The organism is Candidatus Pedobacter colombiensis, assembly GCA_029202485.1.
In the GTDB taxonomy this organism is placed as follows: domain Bacteria; phylum Bacteroidota; class Bacteroidia; order Sphingobacteriales; family Sphingobacteriaceae; genus Pedobacter; species Pedobacter colombiensis.
In genome coordinates, this window is the sequence record CP119313.1 from 5,119,875 (window position 1) to 5,143,100 (window position 23,226).

Here is a 23,226-nt window from a genome sequence, read left to right on the forward strand (position 1 = left end):
TGATAATACTTAAATAAAACAAAGATTAATATCTCTATTTTTATCAAAAAACAGCCCTGACCTTTACCATAAGCTACATCGCCCAATAGATGAACAATAATTACGAACTTTTAATTTCTAAAATTAATGAGTTTACACAAAAGTTTTACCTCAATAGACTTTTGCGCGGTAGCATTTATGCTGCCACCTTATTGCTGGGCTTATACTTGTTATTGTTTGTCCTGATCTACTATGCAAATCCTGGAACCATTACTAAAACATTTCTTTTTTTCGGGTATCTGGCCATAACTATTGCGACTATTACCATACTGATTGTGAAACCTGCCCTGGCCTATTTTAAGTTGGGTAAAAACTTAAGTATAGCGCAAGCATCCGAAATTATAGGGAATCATTTTTTCAATGTAAAAGATAAACTGCTGAATACCCTGCAACTTAAAGCAATGGCCGATTCTTCGCCGGAAAATAGTCAGCTGATTATGGCAGGAATAGATCAGAAGATTGCCGAACTTAGCCCTATTCCTTTTTCAAGCGCCATAAGACTGGGAGACAATAGAAAGTACATCAAATATTTTCTTGCCCCGGCCTCAGTTATCTTATTGATTGCCCTTATTGCTCCACACATCCTAAAAGAAGGAACCAGCAGTTTTATTCAATACAATAAGGAAATATTACCCAGGGCACCCTTTGATTTTCAATTGCTAACCACCAATTTGATCGTTGCTCAGGGCGATGATGTAGCATTAAAGCTAAAGTTAAATGGCAATGAGATTCCACAGGAAGTATACCTTTCTGATGGCACAAATACTTATAAATTAGAAAAAGAAAGCAATACAACGTTCAATTACACGTTTAAAAACCTCCAAAAAACACAAAAAATAAGGTTTTCTGCCGGGGGCTTCAACTCTATGCCTTTTACGATTCAGGTAAAACCTCGTCCTGCTGTTGTGATGGTAACAGCTTTATTGCGCTACCCCTCTTATTTAAACAAAAAACAAGAAAGCATTAAAAATGCTGGAGATCTGATCCTACCTGAAGGAACTCATGTAACCTGGGAACTGGAAACAAGAAATAGTAATCGCCTCGCTTTTGTATTGGGGGGTAAATCACAGATATTGACAGCTTCAAATAATGTATTTTCGTATGCCGGGACTATTCACGAGAATTCAAAGTACAGCATCGTCCCTAAGAACAACTTTATCAGCAGTAATGATTCGCTTACACATCAGTTAAATGTTATTAAAGACGAGTTTCCGGGTATTTTGGTGACTGAAGCGCCAGACTCACTAAGCAGCAAAGCCTTATACTTTTCTGGAAAAGTAACGGATGACCATGGATTTAGTTCTCTTAAATTCAAATATAACATCAAAGAAAAGGATAAAATTAAAAGTACAGTAAGTAAGTCTATAGCGATTAAAAAAGGACAACCAGAAGATTCATTCTTTTTCTTTTGGGACTTAAATGAGCCCTTGATAAAGCCTGGGCAGACTTTGGAGTATTACTTTGAAGTAGCAGATAATGATGGCGTAAATGGCGCTAAAACAACTAAATCTGAACTTAAGGTATATACTGTCCCTTCATCGCAACAGGTAGCAGAAAAAATAAGTGAAAGCAGTCAGGCACTCAAACAGAAAATGGAAAAAGCCATAAAACTTGCCGGACAGGTTGAAAAAGAAAGCAAGAAACTGGGCGAAACCTTATTGGATAAGAAACAAATCTCTTTTGATGATAAAAAGCAGATTGAACAGTTGCTGGAAAAACAAAAACAACTAGAGCAAGCGGTTAAAGAGATCAACACCCTCAATAAAAAGAATACTGTCGAGAAAGAAGAGAATAATTTACTAAAACAGGAGCTTGCGGATAAGCAAAAGAAGATTGATGACCTGTTTAACAATGTGCTGGATGACAAGACCAAGGCCCTGCTGGAAAAGCTGCAGCGCCTGATGGATCAAAACAATAAAGATCAGACGCAGAATGAACTCTCTAAAATGCAAATGGACAATAAATCTCTAAAAAATGAACTTGACCGCATCTTAGAGCTCTACAAACAGCTTGAATTTGAACAAAATCTGCAAAACAAGATAGACCGGCTCAATGAGCTGGCTAAAGCTCAAAAAGAGCTAGCTAAACGGAGTTTAAGCAAAGATACCCAACTGGAAGATTTGAAGAGCAAACAAAAGGAGCTCTCTAAATCCTTTGAGGAGTTGAAAAAAGAGATTAAAAATCTGGATGAAAAGAACCAGGAGCTGGAACGCCCCAACGCTTTTCAATCGCCTGAAAAGGAAATGAAAGACATCCAGCAGCAGCAGAAAAACAGTGAGGAACAGCTAAGTAAGAATGAAAAGAAGAGCGCTGCCGAAAATCAACAGAAAGCAGCGGAGAAAATGGAGCAACAGGCAAAAAAAATGGCTGAAATGCAGCAGGAATCTGCCGAAATGGAAAATAACCTAAATGCTCAGGAGTTACACCGTTTGCTTGAAAACCTGCTTAAAACTTCCTTTGACCAGGAGAAGGTCATGCTAAACCTTAGGCGCTTAAATAACAATGACCCGCAGTATACAACCAATGTTCAAAAACAACGCGAGATCAAAGATAATATGAAAACTATTGCCGATAGTCTGTTTTCGTTGAGTAAACGGGTTCCGCAGATTGAAACGGCAGTGAATGAGGAAATGCAGAAGATTAATTTTAATATCGATAAGAGCCTTGAAAACCTGGGCGAACGATATACAGCTGCAGCCAATAAGAACCAGCAATATACCATGACCTCGATAAACAACCTTTCCTTAATGCTTAATGAGGCACTTGACCAGTTGCAAGACATGATGAAAAACAGCAAGAGCGGAGGAAAAGGGAAGAAAAAGCAAAGCATGAAACAGTTACAGCAAATGCAGCAACAACTGAATAACAACATGCAAAAAATGCGTGATCAAATGCAAAATGGAGGAAATAAAGGTACAGTACCTAAGGGTACCCTGAGTGAAGAATTTGCTAAAATGGCTCAGCAACAGCAGATGATCCGCGAAGCCCTGCAAAAAATAAACAGGGAAGAAAACAAAGACGGGAAAGGCGGCCTTGGCAACCTGAACCAAATGGTAGAGGATATGAAAGCGACGGAATCGGAACTGGTAAACAAACGTTTGGAGCAGGAAACCATGAGGCGTCAGAAGGACTTGCTGACAAAACTTTTAGATGCGGAGAATGCCCAGCGTGAACAAGATCAGGATGCGAAAAGGGAAAGTAAAGCTGGTAAAGACCTACCTTCTTCGTACAAACAAATGCAGGAGAAATTTAAAGCATTCGAGAAAAATGAAACAGAATGGCTGCAAAAATTACCGCCTAATCTGAACCATTATTACAAAAATAAAATTGCAGAATATTTTAAATTGCTAAATTCGGGGCAATAATATTATAATTTGATGAGCAAACCGAGCATTAATTTTTTTACTGAAGACACGAATTATACCCTTAAAAAAAAGACCATCATTAAAGATTGGTTGAAATCAACTGTTGTCGCAGAAGGGTATCTGTTAAAAGAACTAAATTTCATCCTTTGCTCTGACGAGTATTTATTGCGTATAAACCAGGATTACCTTAATCATGACACCTATACTGACGTGATCACTTTTGATAACTCTGAGGAGCTTAAAACGATTGTGGGCGATATATTTATCAGCATAGAACGGATCAAAGAAAATGCAGCTACATTTAAGCATACCACCGAACAGGAGTTGTGCAGGATTATGGTTCATGGGGCGCTTCATCTTTTAGGTTATAAGGATAAAACCAAAGCTGCAAAAAAACTAATGACGGAAAAGGAAGATCACTACCTTTCCCTTTTATTCAATTCTTAAATTCAGCTCCCGACTTTTCTTTCCCATTTATTTTGTTTGCTTGCTTCTTAGAAGTTAAGCCCCACCATTATTTTTCAATAACTTAAATAAAGGAGTTTCTGAAGTAAATTTTAAGTAAAATTTTCCAAAAAAAATGTCCGCTATTTAGCAAAAATAGCCAAAGCCAAATCAGGTTGTTTTTAAGCCTTTTGCCGAACTTTAGTGCTTTTACGATAAATATATTGAACTAAGATGTATTATTGCTTCTAAGACGAGTTATGAAGGTCATTTTTTAGCCCTATTTGTCCTCAAAAATCATCTGGCAATTTGGTCTCCTTTTTCTTTATATAACATTTTTGTTACAATTGGTTTTTGATTAGACTTATGTTTGTAAAAGATCAAAATCCTTTATATCTAATAGGCCCAGTTAGATACCAAATAATTATTACTTACTTTTGTGGTAATTTCTTATCTATAATATCGTTAAACACAGACTTTGAGCACACTTATTGCAGCCGAAAACTTAGGCCATGCTTATCACAACGAATGGCTATTTAAAAACTTAACACTGGGCATCCAAACCGGGCAGCGCGTAGCGTTGGTGGGTATTAACGGTGCCGGAAAAAGCACCCTATTAAAACTTCTTGCCGAAAGGTTCTCTCCTTTGGAAGGAAAAATCGTAAAGAACAAATCGGTAAAAATTGGCTTCCTGGATCAGGAACCTTCATTTACAGAGGGCTATTCCATTAGTGATTTTATCTTTTCTCTTGAAAATAAGCAGCAGCAGCTGATTAAAGAATATGAGGAACTGATAGAAGATCCCAATCCAGACGAAAAGAAATTAAACCGCTTGTATGAAGAACTGAGCGAGCACAATGCCTGGGAATATGAGCATGAAATAAAAACCATTTTAAGCAGAATGGGCATCACCCATTTGCAGCAAAAGATTTCTACCCTTTCAGGGGGACAGAAAAAACGTCTGGCACTTGCTAAACTTTTAATTGAAGATCCGGAGATTTATGTACTGGACGAGCCAACCAACCATTTAGATATAGATACCATTGAATGGTTGGAGAAATTGCTGACCACAGGCAACAAAACTTTGCTTTTGGTTACACATGATCGTTACTTCCTGGATAATGTCTGTAATACAATCGTAGAGCTCGACAGAGGCAAGATTTACAATTACAATGGAAACTATGCCTACTTTCTTGAAAAGAAGTCGGAACGGGAAGCTGCTGATGAGAGTACTTTTCAAAAGAATAAAAACTTGCTTAAGAAAGAGCTGGAATGGATGAGAAGGATGCCTGCTGCACGTACAACTAAATCTCAGTCTAGAATTGATGCTTTTTATGATTTAGAATCAAAAACAAAACAAAGATCTGATAATCAGAAAGTTACTTTAAATGTAAAAATGTCCAGGCAAGGAAATAAAATACTTGAACTGGATCATATTGGCCAGTCCTTTAATGGAAAAAACATCATTAATGATTTTAGTTATACGTTTAAACGTGCAGATCGTATTGGTTTAGCCGGTAAAAATGGTACTGGTAAATCTACTCTGCTAAATATCATTACTGGATTCCTAACTCCGGAGAAAGGAAAAGTGAGTACCGGTGAAACTACAGTTTACGGATATTATAAACAAGGCGGCCTTGCTTTTAATGAGAAAGAGCGTGTGATTGATATTGTGAAGTCGGATGCCGAATATATAAAAATGGCCGATGGCCAAACCATTTCTGCTTCGCAGCTTTTAACCCTCTTCTTATTTCCGCCTAAAAAACAACACGGGATGGTTGAGAAATTAAGTGGTGGTGAAAAGAAACGTTTACACCTGATGAAGGTGTTGATGCAAAACCCTAACTTCTTAATTCTGGATGAGCCAACCAATGATTTGGATATTGACACGCTAAATGTATTGGAAGAATTTTTGGAAAACTTCCCTGGTGTTTTAATTTTGGTTTCTCACGACAGGTATTTGCTTGACAAAATGAGCGAGCAATTGTTCATCATGGAAGGCGATGGAAACGTAGCAATTTACAATGGTAATTATTCTGAGTACCGTATAAGTCTAGAGACACCAAAAGAAAAAACAGTCCCTAAGCAAAAGCAAAATGTGACTACCCCAGCCCCTGCTCCTGCTGTAAAAAAATTAAGTTATAAAGAGCAGCGAGAACTGGAAGAATTAGAATCAAGGATTACAGAAGTTGAAAATGAAATTACCGATCTGACATCATCCCTTTCTAAGATTGATAGTGCTAATTATTTAGAATTGCAAAACACAACAAAGTCGATAGAAAAATTAAATGGCGAGTTAGAAGTAATCACAGAACGCTGGTTAACGCTATCGGAACAATAATCAAAATTTAGAATTTATATTCTATTTATAAGAAGAAAGAATTGAAATCAAAACAAGAATTATATCAATTTTATGACCCTCTTTTAAAACTAGAATAAACTGAAATTACTGAATTAAAACAATAGAAATAATTTAAAAAAACTAAACGTTCCACGTGAAACCCCCTCCAAAAAAATCAAGCGTAAGCGCATTAGGTTCCACGTGAAACACTAACTAATAAAAAACGAAATGTTTAAAGAATATGATGTAATCGTTGTAGGCGCAGGCCATGCAGGTTGTGAAGCAGCAGCTGCTGCCGCTAACCTTGGGTCTTCCGTTTTACTGATCACAATGAACATGGAAACTATTGCACAAATGAGCTGTAACCCCGCCATGGGTGGTGTTGCAAAAGGTCAAATTGTGCGTGAAATAGATGCTATGGGTGGCTATTCGGGTATCATTAGCGACAAAACTACACTACAATTCAGAATGCTTAACCTTTCTAAAGGTCCGGCAATGTGGAGTCCAAGAACGCAAAATGATAGAAAAAGATTTGCTGAAGAATGGAGATTGGCATTAGAGCGAACCCCAAATGTAGACTTCTGGCAAGATATGGTAAGCAGTCTGATCATAAAAAATAATACTGTTGTTGGTGTGAAAACATCTATAGGTGTAGAGATAAAAGGCAAGTCTGTAGTGCTTACAAATGGTACCTTTTTAAATGGTCTGATACACATTGGTGAGAAGAAATTTGGCGGTGGCAGGACTGGTGAAAAAGCTGCAACCGGACTAACGGAACAACTCACAGAATTAGGTTTTGAAGCCGGAAGAATGAAGACTGGTACCCCACCCCGTATAGATGGTCGTTCTTTAAATTACAGTGTAATGGAAGAGCAATGGGGCGATGAAAATCCTGGCCGTTTCTCCTTCACAAACGTAGCGCTTCCAAAAGAACAAAGGTGCTGCTGGATTACCTATACCAATGCCAATGTACACGAAACTTTAAAGGAAGGTTTTGAAAAATCCCCTATGTTTACCGGTCGTATCAAAGGCCTTGGCCCAAGATATTGTCCCTCTATTGAAGATAAAATAAACCGCTTCGCCGAGCGCGAAAGACACCAGATATTTGTTGAACCTGAGGGCTGGAATACTTGCGAAATCTATGTGAATGGCTTCTCTACTTCACTACCTGAAGATGTACAATATCGTGCCTTAACCCAGATTCCAGGCTTCGAAAATGCCAGGATGTTTAGACCTGGTTATGCCATAGAATACGACTATTTCCCACCTACCCAGCTATCTTTGACCCTCGAAACCAAGTTAATCAGCAATTTATACTTTGCAGGTCAAATTAATGGCACAACAGGATACGAAGAGGCTGCTAGTCAGGGTTTTATAGCTGGAATTAATGCTCATCAGAAAGTATTTGACAAGCATGAGCTGATCATGAAACGTTCGGAATCATATATAGGTGTTTTGATCGATGATCTGGTTACAAAAGGTACCGAAGAGCCTTATCGTATGTTTACTTCCAGAGCTGAACATCGCTTATTACTGCGTCAGGATAATGCAGATATCAGGCTCTCCCCTATTGGTCATAAACTTGGATTGATCAGTGATGAGCGTTTAGATATTGTTCATAAGAAGATTGAAAACTCTGATGCTATTGTTGCCTTTTCTAAAAAGCAAGGTATAGAAATGAGTAGTGCCAATGCCATGCTTGAAGAACTTGGAACAAGTGCTTTAAATCAAAATGTAAAAATAGTAAGCTTACTCGGCAGACCACAGGTTGGCATAGACGACGTCAGAAAAGTTAGTCATGTCTTCGATGAAATGTTAAATCAGTTTGACAAGGAAACTATTGAACAGGCAGAGATCAAGATCAAGTATGAAAGCTATTTTGAAAAAGAGCAGGAGATTGTAAACAAAATGCAAAAAATGGAGGATAAAGATATCAACCCAAATTTCGACTATTCGCAGTTGGTATCTCTATCTAAAGAGGCGCGTGAGAAATTATTAAAGATAAAACCCAGAACTTTGGGACAGGCTTCAAGAATTTCTGGTGTTTCGCCGTCCGATATCTCTGTTTTAATGGTACACATTAGTAAATAGAAGACAACTTATTGATTTATAATACATTAACCATGAATTCTAACATTTTAAAACTGACATCATTAAATGAGATATAAGACACTTTTAGAATTTCTGAATGATATTCATTAAAAACACATATAAATTAAATACAGCGCTTATAAATGGCTAAAAATCGAATCATAGAAAATTTGCCTAAATTTTTTGCTCTTGTTTTCATCAGCATCTTATTTTACGCTTGTGCGAGTATCCAACAGCCCCAGGGAGGACCAAAAGATACCGAGCCACCCAAGGTTTTAAAATTAACCCCGAAAAATTTGACGGTTAATTTTAATTCCCCAAAGATTGTTATTGAATTTAATGAGTATTTCAAAGTTCAGAATGAATCCAAGGAATTTTCTGTATCACCTGAAATGGAGAAACCACCGGAATTAAAAACCAAAGGTAAAAAACTAGAAATCACCATTAAAGATAGCCTGGAAAAGAACACTACCTATACGCTTAATTTTGGTAAAGCCATAGCCGATGTAAATGAAGGTAACGTGCTCAAGAACTTTACTTATGTATTTTCTACCGGACCACATCTGGACTCATTAAGCATAAAAGGTAAAGTAACCAATTCTGTGACAGGTTTACCTGAACTTGATGCCGTTGTTTTCGTTTTTCCACTGGATAGAGATACACTTTTTGGAAAGAAAAGGCCTTCTATCTTTACAACAACAGATAGTAGTGGGAATTACTCCTTGAATAACTTAAGAAAAGATACTTATAAGATCTATGCGCTTAAAGAAAAAAACGGAGATAAAATTTACCAGCAGGCAACAGATGAAATTGGTTTTCTTAAAGACTCTATTGTATTAACCAAGCCCCTGGATAACATTAATTTAAGTGTATTTAAGGAAGATGCAACAGTATTTAGAATGTTGGATAAAAAACTAAATCCAGATGGTAGCATTACTTTTGTTTTCAACCAGAAATTAATACATCCTCAAGTTGTTGTAACAGATCCTCCTGCTTTGGATGCTACAAAGCTGTTCAAATTCAGCAAAAACAATGATTCATTAAAGGTATGGCTCAAAGAATTGACCTTTGATTCTGTTAAAATAGCCATTAAAGAGGATGGAAAAATACTTCAAACAGCTAATCTGACCAGAGGTAAAAAGGAAACTTATACAAGGGTACTTAATGCTACAGACAATATAGATAACCGTTTATTAAACCCTAATAAGCCATTAAAATTAACTTTTAACTTTCCAATTGAAAGCACTGACCTGAATAAAATAAGCCTTCTCGAGGACTCTGTTGAACGCAAGGGATTTACCTTGGTTAAAGACAGTGCTGACCTCCTCTACTACTATTTTAGATATCCATGGAAACCCAAAAAGACTTATGATATAAAGTTTGACGCTGGTGCTTTTACTGCTATTTTCAATACGAAAAACAAGGAGTTTACTAAAACCTTCCAACTGGCCAACAAGGATGATTACGGAACATTAGTTGTTAAAATTGTACCTCCTGAGCCTAATAAAAGCTACATTCTAGAGGTACTAAATGAAAATAAAGGCGTCGTAAATACGCTCGTAATTACCAGGGATACCACAGTAAGATTTGCCAATTACAAAGCTGGTAAATACTGGATAAGGATAACCTATGATACCAATAAAAATGGTAAATGGGATACCGGTAATGTAAAATTGGGACTTCAACCGGAAAAAATATGGAACGAACCCAAAGAACTCTCTATAAGAGCTAATTGGGAACGTAATGAAACGATAACTATTCCGAAAGAATAATTATCTAAACCAATCGGAATACATGATATAATTATCAGGTAATTTATTTAATAAAGCCCGTTGCTCTTCAGTAATGGGCTTTATTTTTTTAGCAGGTGTTCCGGCATAAATAAATCCACTCTCGCAGCGTGTATTTTCAAGCACTACAGCACCTGCAGCAATAATACAATATGGCTCCACAAGTGCATTATCCATAACGATTGCACCCATCCCAATCAATATATTATCTCTTAGAATACAGCCATGAACGATCGCATTATGGCCTATAGACACCCTATTACCAATAATTGTAGAGGCTTTAAGGTAGGTAGCATGTATTACAGCGCCATCCTGTATATTGGTCTCATTACCAATGGTAATGCTGTTTACATCCCCTCTAATGACAGCATTGAACCATACTGAACAATTATTTCCCATCAATACATCACCAACCAAAGTGGCATTTGGTGCTATAAAACAATTTTCACCCCATTTTGGGTCTTTATCTTTAACTGGTAATATTACTGGCATATCTTAAAAAATTGTATCTGTCAACTCTGTTGAATGGTTTGGATAATCTGTTGTATAGTGCAATCCCCTGCTTTCTTTTCTCATTTTTGCAGACTTAATCACTAAAAAAGCGACTTGTATAACATTTCTTAGCTCACAAAGTTTAACAGAAACTTTATTGGCTTTATAAAATTCTTCTGTCTCTTCGTGGAGTAAAAACAATCTTCTCATGGCTCGTTCCAACCTGAAATCAGAACGTACAATACCCACATAATCGCTCATTAATTTTTGAGTTTCCCGAAGATTATGTGTCACCAAAATATCTTCATCCGACTGGGTAACACCATGCTCATTCCAGTCTGGAATATGGTCAGGAATTACGCTATTTTTATATACTTTAATGGCGTCTTCATAAATTCTATGTGCAAATACAGGCGCTTCTAACAGTGAATTAGAAGCCAATCTATTGGCGCCATGTAAGCCTGTAGATGAACATTCGCCACAAGCATATAGATTTTTAATAGAAGATCTTCCATATTCATCCACCATAATACCCCCACACATATAATGTGCAGCTGGTGTTACAGGTATTAAATCCTTAGTCATATCAATACCTATGGATAGGCATTTGGCATATATATTAGGAAAATGCGCTAAAATATCTTGTTTATTTCTGTTTCTAATGTCCAGATAAACAAAATCCTCGCCCGACTTTTTCATCTCTGCATCAATAGCGCGCGCTACAATATCACGTGGTGCTAAAGACCCACGTTTATCATACTCGTACATAAATTCATCTCCATTTTTGCGTCGCAAAACACCTCCAAAACCTCTTACTGCTTCAGAAATTAGAAATGCAGGATACTCTCCTGGGTTATATAAAGCCGTAGGATGGAACTGAATGAACTCCATATTCCTCACCTTACCTTTAGCACGATAAACCATTGCCATACCATCACCTGTGGCAATTACGGGATTTGTAGTGCTTGAATACACATGTCCTGCTCCACCAGAGGCCATGATAGTCACATTAGCTAAGATCTTTTCCACATCGTTAAGTTCTGTATTAAAGGCATATATCCCATAACAGTGGATATCTTCAGAACTCTTATCCACATGCTCCCCTAGATGATGCTGGGTAATTAACTCCAAACAGAAGTAATGTGTTAATATCTCTATGTTCTTATTCTGATGAATTTGCCTTAAAAGCACGCTTTCTATTTCATAGCCTGTAACGTCTTTATAATGCAAAACACGGTGTTCTGAGTGCCCTCCTTCTTTAGCCAGATCGTAAACACCAGTCCTGTTTTTATCGAAATTGATTCCATAATCAATTATTTCCTGTATTCTCTGAGGTCCCTCTTTTACAACGATTTCCACTATCTTCTTGTCACACAATCCATCACCTGCAATAAGTGTATCTTCTATATGCTTTTCAAAAGAATCGTCTTTATCTACAACTACAGCTACCCCACCCTGGGCATACTTCGTATTTGACTCATCTTCATTTGATTTTGTAACAATTAATACTTTACCATGCTGAGCCGCCTTTAATGCAAAACTCAAACCGGCAATTCCCGATCCTATAACCAAAAAATCTACTTCTCTCATTTGTATGATATTGTTTTTCAACTTATTATAAAGCTTTCATGAGCTCCATTATCTGATCTGAATATTCACATATTTTCAATAATTAAACAATTATTCTCACGTTGTTAACAACGTTGGTATTAATGTTAATTACTTGTCTATAGAATCAGAACAAATATTTTTGAATGTTTAAAGCTAAGCTAAAAAGGGAATTTGCCACAATATTTTGCGTTATTTTTAACCAGAGCTGACGAGTTTATTAACTTTTTACACACCTACTAACAATACACATATTTCTATTGATAAAAATTAAGCTCAAAAAATATATTGCTGTAAATCAGGAGATATTTTAAATAAAAAAGCAGTATAAATGTTAGTAAATTACTAATAACTCAAATCAAAGAAGAAAAAAAACATTTTTATAAACGTTATCAACACACTAATAAACAATAGAAATCTATTTATATTAAATTAATTATAATTTATTGAAGTGTTGAAACTGCGTACCTTTACAAAATCTTAAAAACAGTTTTCAAATTTTTCTGATGAAAACTTAAAGAAGAGTATGAATGCTTATGGAATAAAGTATTCATTAAGAAATTGAATAAAATAAGAAGACAAAATGGATACCTTAACCGAATTAAATAGAAAAGGATATATTGAGGAAAGTATTGATCCAACGCTTGACCTCTTTGAAGAAATTGAAAAATTAAAAAAAGAGAAAAATGCAATTGTATTAGCTCATTATTATCAGGAGCCTGATATACAGGATATTGCTGATTATATTGGGGATAGTTTGGGGCTTTCTCAGGAAGCTGCTAAAACTGAAGCTGATGTGATTGTTTTTGCAGGAGTTCATTTTATGGCAGAAACTGCTAAAATTTTGTCTCCGGAAAAAACAGTATTGCTGCCGGATTTAAAAGCCGGCTGTTCGCTTGCAGATAGCTGTCCACCGCACTTATTCAAGAAATTTAAAGAAAAATATCCAGATCACCTGGTGATTACTTATGTGAACTGTACAGCTGAATTGAAAGCAATGAGTGATATTGTCTGTACATCGACAAATGCAGTTCAAATTGTTGAAAGTTTACCTAAAGATCAGAAGATTATATTTGGTCCGGACAAGAATTTAGGGGCTTGGGTGGCTAAAAAGACAGGTAGAGACCTTGTTTTATGGAATGGAGCCTGTATGGTACATGAGATTTTCTCGAGAGAAAAAATTACTAAACTAAAAGAACGTCATCCTAACGCAAAATTTATTGCGCATCCGGAATGTGAAGAATCAGTGTTGCAAATGGCTGATTATATTGGTTCTACGACTGGATTATTGAATTATTCTATCAAAAACGACGCCTTAGAATTCATTGTAGCTACAGAAAGTGGAATCATTCACCAAATGGAGAAAGCTAGTCCGGGTAAAACCTTTATTCCAGCACCTCCAAATAACAATTGTGCTTGTAATGATTGCCCATATATGAAGAGAAATACTCTTGAAAAACTGTATTTGTGCTTAAAAAATGGTTTGCCGGAGGTTACCGTGCCTGCTGATATTATTGAACAGGCTCGCAAACCAATTGAAAGAATGCTGGAAATATCTGCAAAATTAGGCTTGTAGTATGTGTTAGTAACTATGTTAATTAACTGTAAAATAATTAGATAATGTTTGAAAATAAAGAGCGTACGGATATTGCTGAATTGGGTGAATTCGGATTGATTAAGCACCTGACAGCTAATTTTAAGGTACAGCACGAAAGCAGTATCAAAGGTATTGGTGATGATGCTGCAGTATTGAATTTTGAAAATAAAGAGGTTTTAATTTCTACAGATTTATTGCTGGAAGGTATACATTTCGATCTGGCCTATGTACCGTTGATGCATTTAGGTTATAAGGCCGTACAAGTTAATCTAAGCGATATTTACGCCATGAATGGTATTGCAACTCAGATTACCGTTTCTATTGGCTTATCGAGTAAATTTCCGTTAGAAGCAGTTGAAGAAATTTATAAAGGTATTCAGCTGGCTTGTGATAAATTTAATATCGATTTGATTGGCGGTGATACTTCTTCAAGCAAACAAGGTTTAGTGATTAGTGTAACCAGTATTGGTCATGCTGAAAAAGGAACCGTTTGTTATAGAAATGGGGCACAAGAGGGTGATCTTTTATGTGTTTCCGGAGATTTGGGGGGTGCTTATGTAGGCCTGCAAATTTTGGAAAGGGAGAAGCAAATATTTTTAGAAAACCCTAATATACAGCCTGATCTTGAAGGAAAAGACTATATTATTGAGCGTCAGTTAAAGCCTGAAGGTCGTAGAGATATTGTTGATTTACTGGCTCAAATGGATATTATTCCTACTTCAATGATTGACATTTCTGATGGCTTAGCTTCTGAGGTTTTACATATTTGTCAGCAATCTGATAAGGGTGTTACGTTGTATGAGGAGAAGTTACCTATTGATCCTATGACTTACCAGACTGCCAGGGAACTGGGACTTGATCCAATGGTTTGTGCTTTAAATGGCGGTGAAGATTATGAATTGCTATTTACCATAAAACAAGCAGATTACGAGAAATTAAAGCATGATGTAGACATCAGTATCATTGGCCATATTACGGAGAAGAACTCAGGATGTAAGATGATCTCAAAATCCAATGTAGTGCACGAATTGAAAGCACAGGGCTGGAATGCCTTTAAATCATAATTCTTCGTCTGACGATAAAACGGGATCTAAAAATTTGGTGTCAATCTGCTTAGTGGCTTTGGCACCTAATTTTTTAATCTTCTCTGAGGTGTTTGAAAGGTTTCCTGAGCCTGTGGATAACTTGTTAAGTGCTTTATCATAAGCATCCTGACTTAGCTTTATGTTTCGACCAATACCTTCCATATCTGCTAAAAAACCAACAAACTTATCATACATACTGCCGCTTAAACGTGCTATTTCCAATACATTTCTATTCTGTCTTTCTTGTTTCCATATACTGGCAATGGTACGTAAGGTAGCTAATAATGTAGAAGGGCTTACGATAACTACTTTTCTATCCCATGCATAATTAAACAATTCGGCATCTTTTTGCACTGCAATTCCGAAAGAAGATTCAATAGGAATAAAAAGCAATACAAAATCAGGGGAGTTGATTTGATACAGTTCGTGATAGTTTTTTGCAGATAGTCCTTGTATGTGTGCTTTAATAGATGTTAAATGCTGTTTAAGCTCTGTTTCTCTGTCTTCATCGGTGTCGGCAGTGATCAATCGCTCATAAGCCAGTAAAGAGACCTTAGAATCGATTACTATATGTTTTTCATCAGGAAGGTCAATAATAACATCTGGTTGCATCCTGGAGCCTGAAAATGAGCTTAAACTGGTTTGTATCCTATACTCTCTATCCTTGATTAAACCCGAACGTTCTAAAACCCGTTCAAGTATTACTTCTCCCCAGTTTCCTTGTTTCTTATTATCGCCTTTAAGGGCTTTGGTTAAATTATTGGCATCTTCCTGAATTTGCTTACTCTGATCCATCAGCTGTGAGATCACTCCTTTTAAAATATTACGCTCATCAGATTCGGCTTTATAAACTTTGTCAACCTTGTCTTCAAATGCTTTGATATTTTCTTTTAAAGGATTCAAAATAACATCCAGGTTCGTTTTATTTTGCAGCGTAAATTTTTCTGTTTTTTCGTCCAGTACTTTATTAGCTATATTTTCAAACTCGAGTTTAAAACGTAATTGCAGTTCAGCTATATATTTTTCCTGTTCGATTTGCTTTTGTTGCTGAGCGGATAAGTTTTCTTCGGCTTTAATTACTTTACTACGTTCTATCATAAAAATAGCCCGCAGGTCATTTAGTTCATCTTCCAGTTTTTGCTTCTCTTCTTTTAGCCAGTTTATAGCTTTTAAATGCTCCTGTTCTTTTAATTCGAGTAAGGCTGCTGAATTTTCACGGGTCGCTGGCTTTTTAAAAAACAACACTACCAGTAGTACTAAAATTATGATCAATAAGGGGATTAAAAAAGCTTCCATACTAATATTTTTATCAAAAATGATTAAAATCTATGGCATTAACAAATGAAGGTTATTTACTACTAATTTTTAGGATAGCTACACTTACAAGGTTTAAAGTCATTTTCTTTGTTAAAAAAAATATAGGTCTGATTGCTATAACAATGCTAATTGTCTGCTTAAAAATGATTAAAATCTGCATTTAAATAAAATAGGAACACTTTTTGTTTAACAGCTGATGGGAACAATCATTATATAAATGGGAACTTATATTATTTTGATCATTCCGATACTGGTGATTAGCATGTTTGTGCAGTGGCGATTTAGAAACAGATTTTCAAAATATGCCGAAATGCAATTGAATTCAGAGTTTTCGGGAAGGGAAGTGGCAGAGAAAATGCTGTATGATAATGGAATATTTGATGTAAAAGTGATGAGTACAGATAAAGCTTTATCTGATCATTATAATCCTGAAGATAAAACAGTAAATTTAAGTACGGATGTATATTATGGACGTAGCGTTGCTGCTGCTGCTGTAGCTGCACACGAATGTGGTCATGCTGTACAACATGCCAGATCATATCATTGGCTGGAATTTAGATCTAATATGGTTCCTGTAGTTAGTATCACCTCAAATCTGCTGCAATGGGTATTAATTATAGGTGTTTTGTTAATTGCTTTTACATTTAATCCGGTTGTATTGGGGATAGGTGTTGTTGGACTTACCTTGATTACCCTATTTAGCATTGTTACCTTACCGGTGGAGTTTGATGCCAGTAAAAGGGCGTTATTATGGTTAAAAAACAATAAAGAAGTATTGTATACTACTGAAGAACATCGTCAGGCTAAGGATGCGCTCTGGTGGGCTGCTATGACTTACGTTGTTGCTGCTTTAGGTGCTTTGGCAAACCTGTTTTACTATGCCTCAGTTCTATTTGGAAGAAGTAAATAAGCTAGTTTAAGCGGTAAGGAACAATCAGTTCAAATTCGGGAATATCCACAATAAAATCCTTTTCGTCAAATATGCGGCGCATTAAATAATTTCCACTCATGCTACCCATATCAGTATTTAAGTTACAAGCAGATATGTAGGAGTGTCTTTGGCCTGCTTCAATAACAGGCTGCTCTCCTACTACTCCTTCGCCTTCAACTTCTCTTTGTGAGCCATTGGAATCAAAAATAAACCATTGTCTTCTTTTTAGCTGAATGGCATAATCCGTTAAATTCTCAATAATAATTCGGTAAGCGAACATAAAATGTCCATTACCGGGATTAGAATGTTCTTCCTGATAGGTTGTTTCAACTGAAATTTTAACACCTAATGTAATAGCAGTAACCATTTTAACTTATCATTTAATAAATAGTTTTCAAAAATCAGGCCATTTCACTATTTGTGAAAACATGATGATATTTATCTGCTATTTCGTCTAAAATACTATGAATAGTATCAATATTTTCTTCTTTAACCAGTTGCATTCTATAAGTTTTAAAGTCTGGTATTCCTTTAAAATAGTTGGCATAATGTCTTCTCATTTCGAAAATACCAACCCTTGGTCCTTTCCAGGCAATTGATTTTTCAAAATGTGTTCTACATACCGAAACACGTTCTTCAATGGTTGGCCCTGGCAAAATTTCACCGGTATTGAAAAAATGTCTGATTTCTCTGAATATCCATGGATATCCAATTGCGGCTCTACCTATCATAATACCATCAACCTCATATTCCAAACGCCAATCTGCCGCTTTTTGTATACTATCTACATCTCCATTGCCAAAAATAGGAATCTTAATTCTTGGATTACGTTTAATTTCCCGTATCAATGTCCAGTCTGCCGATCCTTTGTAGAGTTGTGCTCTGGTACGACCATGAATGGTTAATGCTTGTATTCCAATATCCTGTAAACGTTCAGCAACTTCCTCAACATTTTTAGTGGTATCATCCCATCCCAACCTGGTTTTAACAGTTACCGGTAAATGGGTAGCTTTAACGACAGCTTCTGTCATTTTTACCATTTTGTCAATATCTTGTAATAATGCAGAACCGGCACCTTTACAGGCCACTTGTTTAACCGGACAACCGTAATTTATGTCCATTAAATCAGGTCCGGCAAGCGTAGCAATTTCAGTTGCTTCGCGCATATGATCAATTTCACTGCCAAATATTTGGATGCCAATTGGTCTTTCATATTCAAAAATATCGAGCTTAGCCCTGCTTTTTGCAGCATCCCTAATCAATCCCTCTGATGATATAAATTCAGTGTACATCATATCCACGCCGCTTTGTTTACATACAAAACGGAAAGGTGGATCGCTTACATCTTCCATCGGAGCAAGCAATAAAGGGAATTCTCCCAGATCAATATTTCCTATCTTTACCGACATTTCTCTATCTTCAAGCCAAAATTAAAGCCACAAAGGTACAAATAATGAATTCTTTACCATATAATTGGATAGTTTCATTATCAAATAATCATTATATTACGCCGTTAGCTAATTAAAATAATGAAGAAATATTTATTATTTATATTTATTACCAGCGTGTATATTGAGAGTTTTGCTCAAAATAATGGTCAAGATTCAATTCTTAGATCAATAGCTTTGACTAAAGCAATAAACTTTTACACTAGTCAAATTGATATACAAAGAGGCTTAAATAATGGGTTAGAATATGATTCCTATTTGCCAAATATTAAAGGTTCTCCAAACTTTAATAATGAGAGTGGATGGAATAAGGGTGATGTAATATACAATGGAATTAAGTATAAAAATATACCATTAAAATACGATTTGGTTAAGGATTTAGTCGTTGTTTTAGATACAAATACTAATTTACCTTTTACCTTGATAAATGATAAAGTATGTGAATTTTGGCTTCTTGATCATCATTTTATATTCTTAAAAGGAGGAAATGATAAGCTAAATGTTAATGGTTTTTATGATTTACTAAGTAATGGAAATATTATTTTTTATGTAAAAAGGACAAAAGGAATAAGGACTTTATCTAGTACTTTTTCAATTGAGAAGGAATTTCACGAGCGCCTATTCTATCTAATTGAAAAAGAAAATACGCGGCGTTTTATCACGTCAAAATCAGATTTTTTGGCTTTATTTAAGGAAAAGAAGAGTATAATTAAAGGTTATTTAAAAGCAAATAAGATAGATTATAATGTTAATCAGGAATTATATATGAAGAAAGCAATAATCTATTATGAAACTTTAAACAAATAAATATGAAAAAAACGCTCTTTGTTATTTTCTTTATATTAATATTTTTGAGTTTAAAAAATTCAGCACAGGAAATTAAAATAATCGTCAATGAAAATTTTAACGAGCTAAATATTGAACAATTAGTTAAAAAATTAGAGGGTAAATATTCAGTTCGGTTTTTTTACAATATTGCGGATTTTAATAACATTTTATTTAGTTCTGATTCTGGAAATAAGAGCATCAATCAGTTTTTAGAAAGCCTACTTGTCAATACAGACATAAAATATGTGCGATCTGATCGCAATATTTTCCTGACAAAGGATAAAGAAATAAAAATAGAAATTTCCCCTTACTTTTCTAATAACATTGCCTATATCGGTCAAATTAGGCAAGAATCAAAGGATGAAGAGGATATTTTGAATGCTAAAGTATCTAATAAATTGTATGAAATTGGACAAAAAAGGAATCTTATTTCAACTGAAATGATCAGTTTGTCCGGTTTTGTTAGAAATAGTAAAACGGGGGAACCTTTACCTCGAGCTACTATCTCAATACGAGATAGTTCGGCAACAATTACAGCTAATGAAAAGGGATATTTTGTAATTAATTTGCCAGCTGGCAAAAGACAGTTTATAATTAGATTTCCGGGTATGCAAGATGCAAGCCGACAAGTTGTGGTTTATTCGAGTGGAAAAATAAATTTTGAATTATTTGAACAGTCATTCTCTTTAAAAGAAGTAAATGTTTCTGCAGAGCGCGCGCGCAATGTTAAAGCGGTTGAACTTGGTGTAAATAGATTAGATATAAAAAGTATTAAGCAAGTCCCTGTTGTTTTTGGAGAAGCAGATATATTACGAGTGGTATTAACGTTACCGGGAGTTAAATCTGTAGGAGAAGCCAGTACAGGATTTAATGTTAGAGGAGGTTCTACCGACCAAAATTTAGTGTTGTTGAATGATGCACCGGTTTTCAGTCCCTCCCATTTCTTTGGTTTTTTCTCTGCCTTTAACCCAGAAATTGTGAAAGATATAGAGCTATATAAAAGCAGCATTCCACAAAAATATGGAGGACGACTTTCATCAGTCCTTGAAGTAACTAATAGAGAGGGAAATAAGGGAAAGTTTACGGGTTCGGCTGGTATTGGATTGCTGACAAGTAGAATTAATGTTGAAGGACCAATTGATAGTGGAAAAACTTCATTTATTTTTGGTGGTAGAACTACGTATGCAAATTGGTTATTGAATCTTTTACCAAAGGAATACAAAAATAGCAAGGCTTCTTTTTATGACCTTAATCTTGATATCAATCATAAGGTTAATGATAAAAATACAATTCTTTTATCAACCTATTTGAGTGCTGACAAATTTAAATTGAATAGTGATACGAGCTATAAATATGCAAATAGCAATATATCTTTAAAATGGAAACACATATTTAGCAATAAGTTTTATTCTGATGTAATGGGGTCTTATTCTGGGTACAATTACAACGTTGAATCTCAATCAAACCCTTTAACGGCTTATAATTTGTTTTTTGGGATAAAACAAATTAATGCGAAAGCTGACTTTAGTTATATTTTAGATCATAAGCATATCTTAGATTTTGGTATAAATACAGCTCATTATAACCTGTCGCCAGGTAATTATACACCTGTTGGTGCTGAGTCGTTAGTTAAGGGTATTCTAATAGAAAATGAAAAGGCTCTTGAAACAGCAGTATATATTGGGGATAGATTTGATGTAAGTAGTAAGTTATCTATTAATGTTGGTCTTAGGTATAGTATTTATAATTATCTGGGTGCCAAAACTATAAATAGTTATGCTCCAGGACTCCCTGTAGAAATTAACACTATAACAGATACGAAATCCTATGGGGCCGGAGATGTTATTAAAACATATCAGTCTCCTGAAATAAGAGCATCATTTAGATATAGTATTACTGATAATCTATCTTTTAAAGGAGGTTATAATACATTAAATCAGTACATTCATTTACTTTCAAACTCTGCTTCTATATCACCAACGGACATTTGGAAGCTAAGCGATCCTAATATAAAACCACAAAAAGGAAATCAGCTATCATTTGGTATTTATAAAAGTAATAAATCTCATACGATTGAATTCTCTGCGGAAGGGTACTACAAAAGAATGAAGGATTTTCTTGATTATAAAAGTGGGGCTACTTTAGTGTTAAATGATCACATTGAAACCGATGTGATAAGAACGGAGGGAAAGGCATACGGGGCGGAATTTATGATAAAAAAAACTGCTGGAAGTTTAAATGGTTGGATTAGCTACACCTACTCTAGGACACTGCTCAGGATGACTGATGCCAGCCAGGGGGAACTCATTAACAATGGAGCCTACTATCCTGGGAATGCAGATAAACCTCATGATTTTAATTTTACAGGTAATTATAGATTTACACATAGATATAGTATTTCAATTAATTTAGCATATAGTACTGGCAGACCAATTACATTACCTATAGCAAAATATGTATATGCAGGTAATATCAGGGTATTGTATTCTGATAGAAATGAATATAGAATACCAGATTATTTTAGATCAGATATTTCATTTAACATTGAAGGAAATCATAAAATTAAGCAGTTAACGCATAGTTTCTGGACCATAGGTGTGTACAATCTTACAGGCAGACAAAATGCTTATTCTACATATTTTGCTTCAGAGCGGGGTTCTATTAACGGGTATAAGTTATCAATATTTGCAACAGCTATTCCTTTTATCAATTATAACATCAAATTTTAGACATGAAGAAATATATTTTACTTTGTATTGTTTTGATGATTTATGGGTGTAAAAAAACATATAATCCAGGTGTTGTAGATGGTAATGTAAATTATCTTGTTGTAGAAGGATTCATTAATTTTTCTGGAGAGTATACTGATATTAAATTAAGTAGAACTACCAATCTGAAAGCTATTCAATCAAAACCTGAACTTGGAGCAATTTTAAATATTGAAAGCGAAGACAAGCAATTTTATAATCTTAGTGAAATGGGACAAGGTAATTATACAACTTATTTTTTTGTTGATCCTAACAAAAAATATAGATTGAATATTAAAACCGTAAAAGGTGGCTTATATCAATCAGAATTTGTTCAGCCAAAGGTTAGCCCTCAAATAGATAAAATCAATGCGGAAATCAAGCTAAATGGGGTTCAAATCAGTGTTGATAGTCATGATGATACAAACAATTCAAGGTATTACAGATTTGAATATGAGCAAACCTGGAGATTTCACACCAAATATATATCACAATTGATTTTGAAAAATGGAATGATACTTCCCAGATCGGCAAATGAGGATATCTATTATTGCTATGGTAGTGATTATTCTTCAAACATCCTTATAGCGTCTACCGCACAGCTTAGTAATGACATTTTATCTCACTTTCCGGTAACATTTATTCCTTCTGGCGATGAACGTATATCTTTAAAATATAGTATTTTATTAAAACAATATGCAATGTCTGAGCAGGAATATAAATATTGGGAAACATTAAAAAAGAACACGGAAAATATAGGTTCTATATTTGATCCTCAACCATCTTTTGTTTCTGGAAATATACATTGTTTAACTAATTCTGAAGAAAAAGTATTGGGTTATGTTGGTGCAGGAAACATAACGAGAAAAAGAATTTTTCTTGATAAAAGTGAACTCCCTGAAACCTGGAAAAAGGATGATATTTATAGTTGTCAATTAGATAGTCTTCCTGAATCAGTTTTACCCCAATTTTTGTATCCTACAAATTATGTTCTAGTGTATAAAGATGGTTTTACAGGGATTTCTTATGCTTCGGACATTAAGTGTGTTGATTGTACAACACGGGGAACAAAGACAAAGCCGAGCTTCTGGCCATAAATAGCA

General features: G+C 35.2%; 16 protein-coding genes. 11 read left to right on the forward strand and 5 right to left on the reverse strand.

Features of this window, described 5'->3' with window-relative positions; all coding sequences use genetic code 11:
* Positions 1-89: 89 nt before the first annotated feature.
* From P0Y49_21335 to P0Y49_21355, 5 genes are all read left to right on the forward strand, one after another.
* Entirely contained in the window at positions 90-3,404 is a 3,315-nt protein-coding gene (locus P0Y49_21335; GenBank protein WEK19322.1) for a hypothetical protein, read from the forward strand.
* 12 nt (positions 3,405-3,416) lie between these two features.
* A complete protein-coding gene (ybeY, locus tag P0Y49_21340) occupies positions 3,417-3,851 on the forward strand; it encodes an rRNA maturation RNase YbeY (GenBank protein ID WEK19323.1) in 435 nt (144 codons plus the stop codon).
* 475 nt (positions 3,852-4,326) lie between these two features.
* Positions 4,327-6,189 (forward strand): ABC-F family ATP-binding cassette domain-containing protein, encoded by a 1,863-nt coding sequence (locus tag P0Y49_21345; GenBank protein WEK19324.1) that lies wholly within the window; start codon positions 4,327-4,329, stop codon positions 6,187-6,189.
* A gap of 228 nt (positions 6,190-6,417) precedes the next feature.
* On the forward strand, positions 6,418-8,280 hold the full coding sequence (mnmG, locus tag P0Y49_21350; protein ID WEK19325.1) for a tRNA uridine-5-carboxymethylaminomethyl(34) synthesis enzyme MnmG: 1,863 nt from the start codon (positions 6,418-6,420) through the stop codon (positions 8,278-8,280).
* A 143-nt stretch (positions 8,281-8,423) separates the two neighbouring features.
* Positions 8,424-10,052 carry an Ig-like domain-containing protein gene (locus P0Y49_21355; GenBank protein ID WEK19326.1) on the forward strand — a complete coding sequence of 543 codons (1,629 nt, stop codon included), beginning with the start codon at positions 8,424-8,426 and terminating at the stop codon, positions 10,050-10,052.
* Here the strand turns inward: P0Y49_21355 and P0Y49_21360 are convergent, their stop codons facing one another.
* Together P0Y49_21360 and nadB are read right to left on the reverse strand one after the other, a co-directional pair.
* Positions 10,053-10,562, reverse strand: coding sequence for a gamma carbonic anhydrase family protein (locus P0Y49_21360; GenBank protein WEK19327.1), 510 nt, complete (start codon positions 10,560-10,562; stop codon positions 10,053-10,055).
* Between the two features lie 3 nt (positions 10,563-10,565).
* On the reverse strand, positions 10,566-12,152 hold the full coding sequence (gene nadB / locus P0Y49_21365) for an L-aspartate oxidase (protein WEK19328.1): 1,587 nt from the start codon (positions 12,150-12,152) through the stop codon (positions 10,566-10,568).
* 601 nt (positions 12,153-12,753) lie between these two features.
* Here nadB and nadA point away from each other — a divergent pair.
* Together nadA and thiL are read left to right on the forward strand one after the other, a co-directional pair.
* Entirely contained in the window at positions 12,754-13,746 is a 993-nt protein-coding gene (gene nadA, locus P0Y49_21370; protein ID WEK19329.1) for a quinolinate synthase NadA, read from the forward strand.
* 44 nt (positions 13,747-13,790) lie between these two features.
* Positions 13,791-14,831: a thiamine-phosphate kinase gene (gene thiL, locus P0Y49_21375; GenBank protein WEK19330.1), complete on the forward strand. Its 1,041-nt coding sequence runs from the start codon at positions 13,791-13,793 to the stop codon at positions 14,829-14,831.
* Here the strand turns inward: thiL and P0Y49_21380 are convergent.
* A complete protein-coding gene (locus P0Y49_21380) occupies positions 14,826-16,148 on the reverse strand; it encodes a DNA recombination protein RmuC (protein WEK19331.1) in 1,323 nt (440 codons plus the stop codon). The genes thiL and P0Y49_21380 overlap by 6 nt on opposite strands.
* A 238-nt stretch (positions 16,149-16,386) precedes the next feature.
* Between P0Y49_21380 and P0Y49_21385 the strand changes: the two genes are divergently transcribed.
* The gene (locus P0Y49_21385) at positions 16,387-17,079 is read left to right on the forward strand and encodes a zinc metallopeptidase (GenBank protein WEK19332.1); all 693 of its coding nucleotides are present in this window, start codon (positions 16,387-16,389) and stop codon (positions 17,077-17,079) included.
* A gap of 1 nt (position 17,080) precedes the next feature.
* Here P0Y49_21385 and apaG read toward each other — a convergent pair whose 3' ends face one another.
* Complete coding sequence (gene apaG, locus P0Y49_21390) at positions 17,081-17,467, reverse strand: Co2+/Mg2+ efflux protein ApaG (GenBank protein WEK19333.1); 387 nt, start codon at positions 17,465-17,467, stop codon at positions 17,081-17,083.
* A 34-nt stretch (positions 17,468-17,501) separates the two neighbouring features.
* Positions 17,502-18,509 carry a tRNA dihydrouridine synthase DusB gene (gene dusB / locus P0Y49_21395; GenBank protein WEK19334.1) on the reverse strand — a complete coding sequence of 336 codons (1,008 nt, stop codon included), beginning with the start codon at positions 18,507-18,509 and terminating at the stop codon, positions 17,502-17,504.
* 120 nt (positions 18,510-18,629) lie between these two features.
* On the opposite strand from dusB, the gene P0Y49_21400 reads away from it, so the two are divergent.
* The 3 genes from P0Y49_21400 to P0Y49_21410 are packed head-to-tail and all read left to right on the forward strand — an operon-like array spanning position 18,630 to position 23,220.
* Complete coding sequence (locus tag P0Y49_21400) at positions 18,630-19,355, forward strand: hypothetical protein (GenBank protein ID WEK19335.1); 726 nt, start codon at positions 18,630-18,632, stop codon at positions 19,353-19,355.
* A 2-nt stretch (positions 19,356-19,357) separates the two neighbouring features.
* Positions 19,358-22,105, forward strand: coding sequence for a carboxypeptidase-like regulatory domain-containing protein (locus tag P0Y49_21405; GenBank protein ID WEK19336.1), 2,748 nt, complete (start codon positions 19,358-19,360; stop codon positions 22,103-22,105).
* A 2-nt stretch (positions 22,106-22,107) separates the two neighbouring features.
* Positions 22,108-23,220 (forward strand): DUF4249 domain-containing protein, encoded by a 1,113-nt coding sequence (locus P0Y49_21410; protein WEK19337.1) that lies wholly within the window; start codon positions 22,108-22,110, stop codon positions 23,218-23,220.
* Positions 23,221-23,226 lie beyond the last annotated feature (6 nt).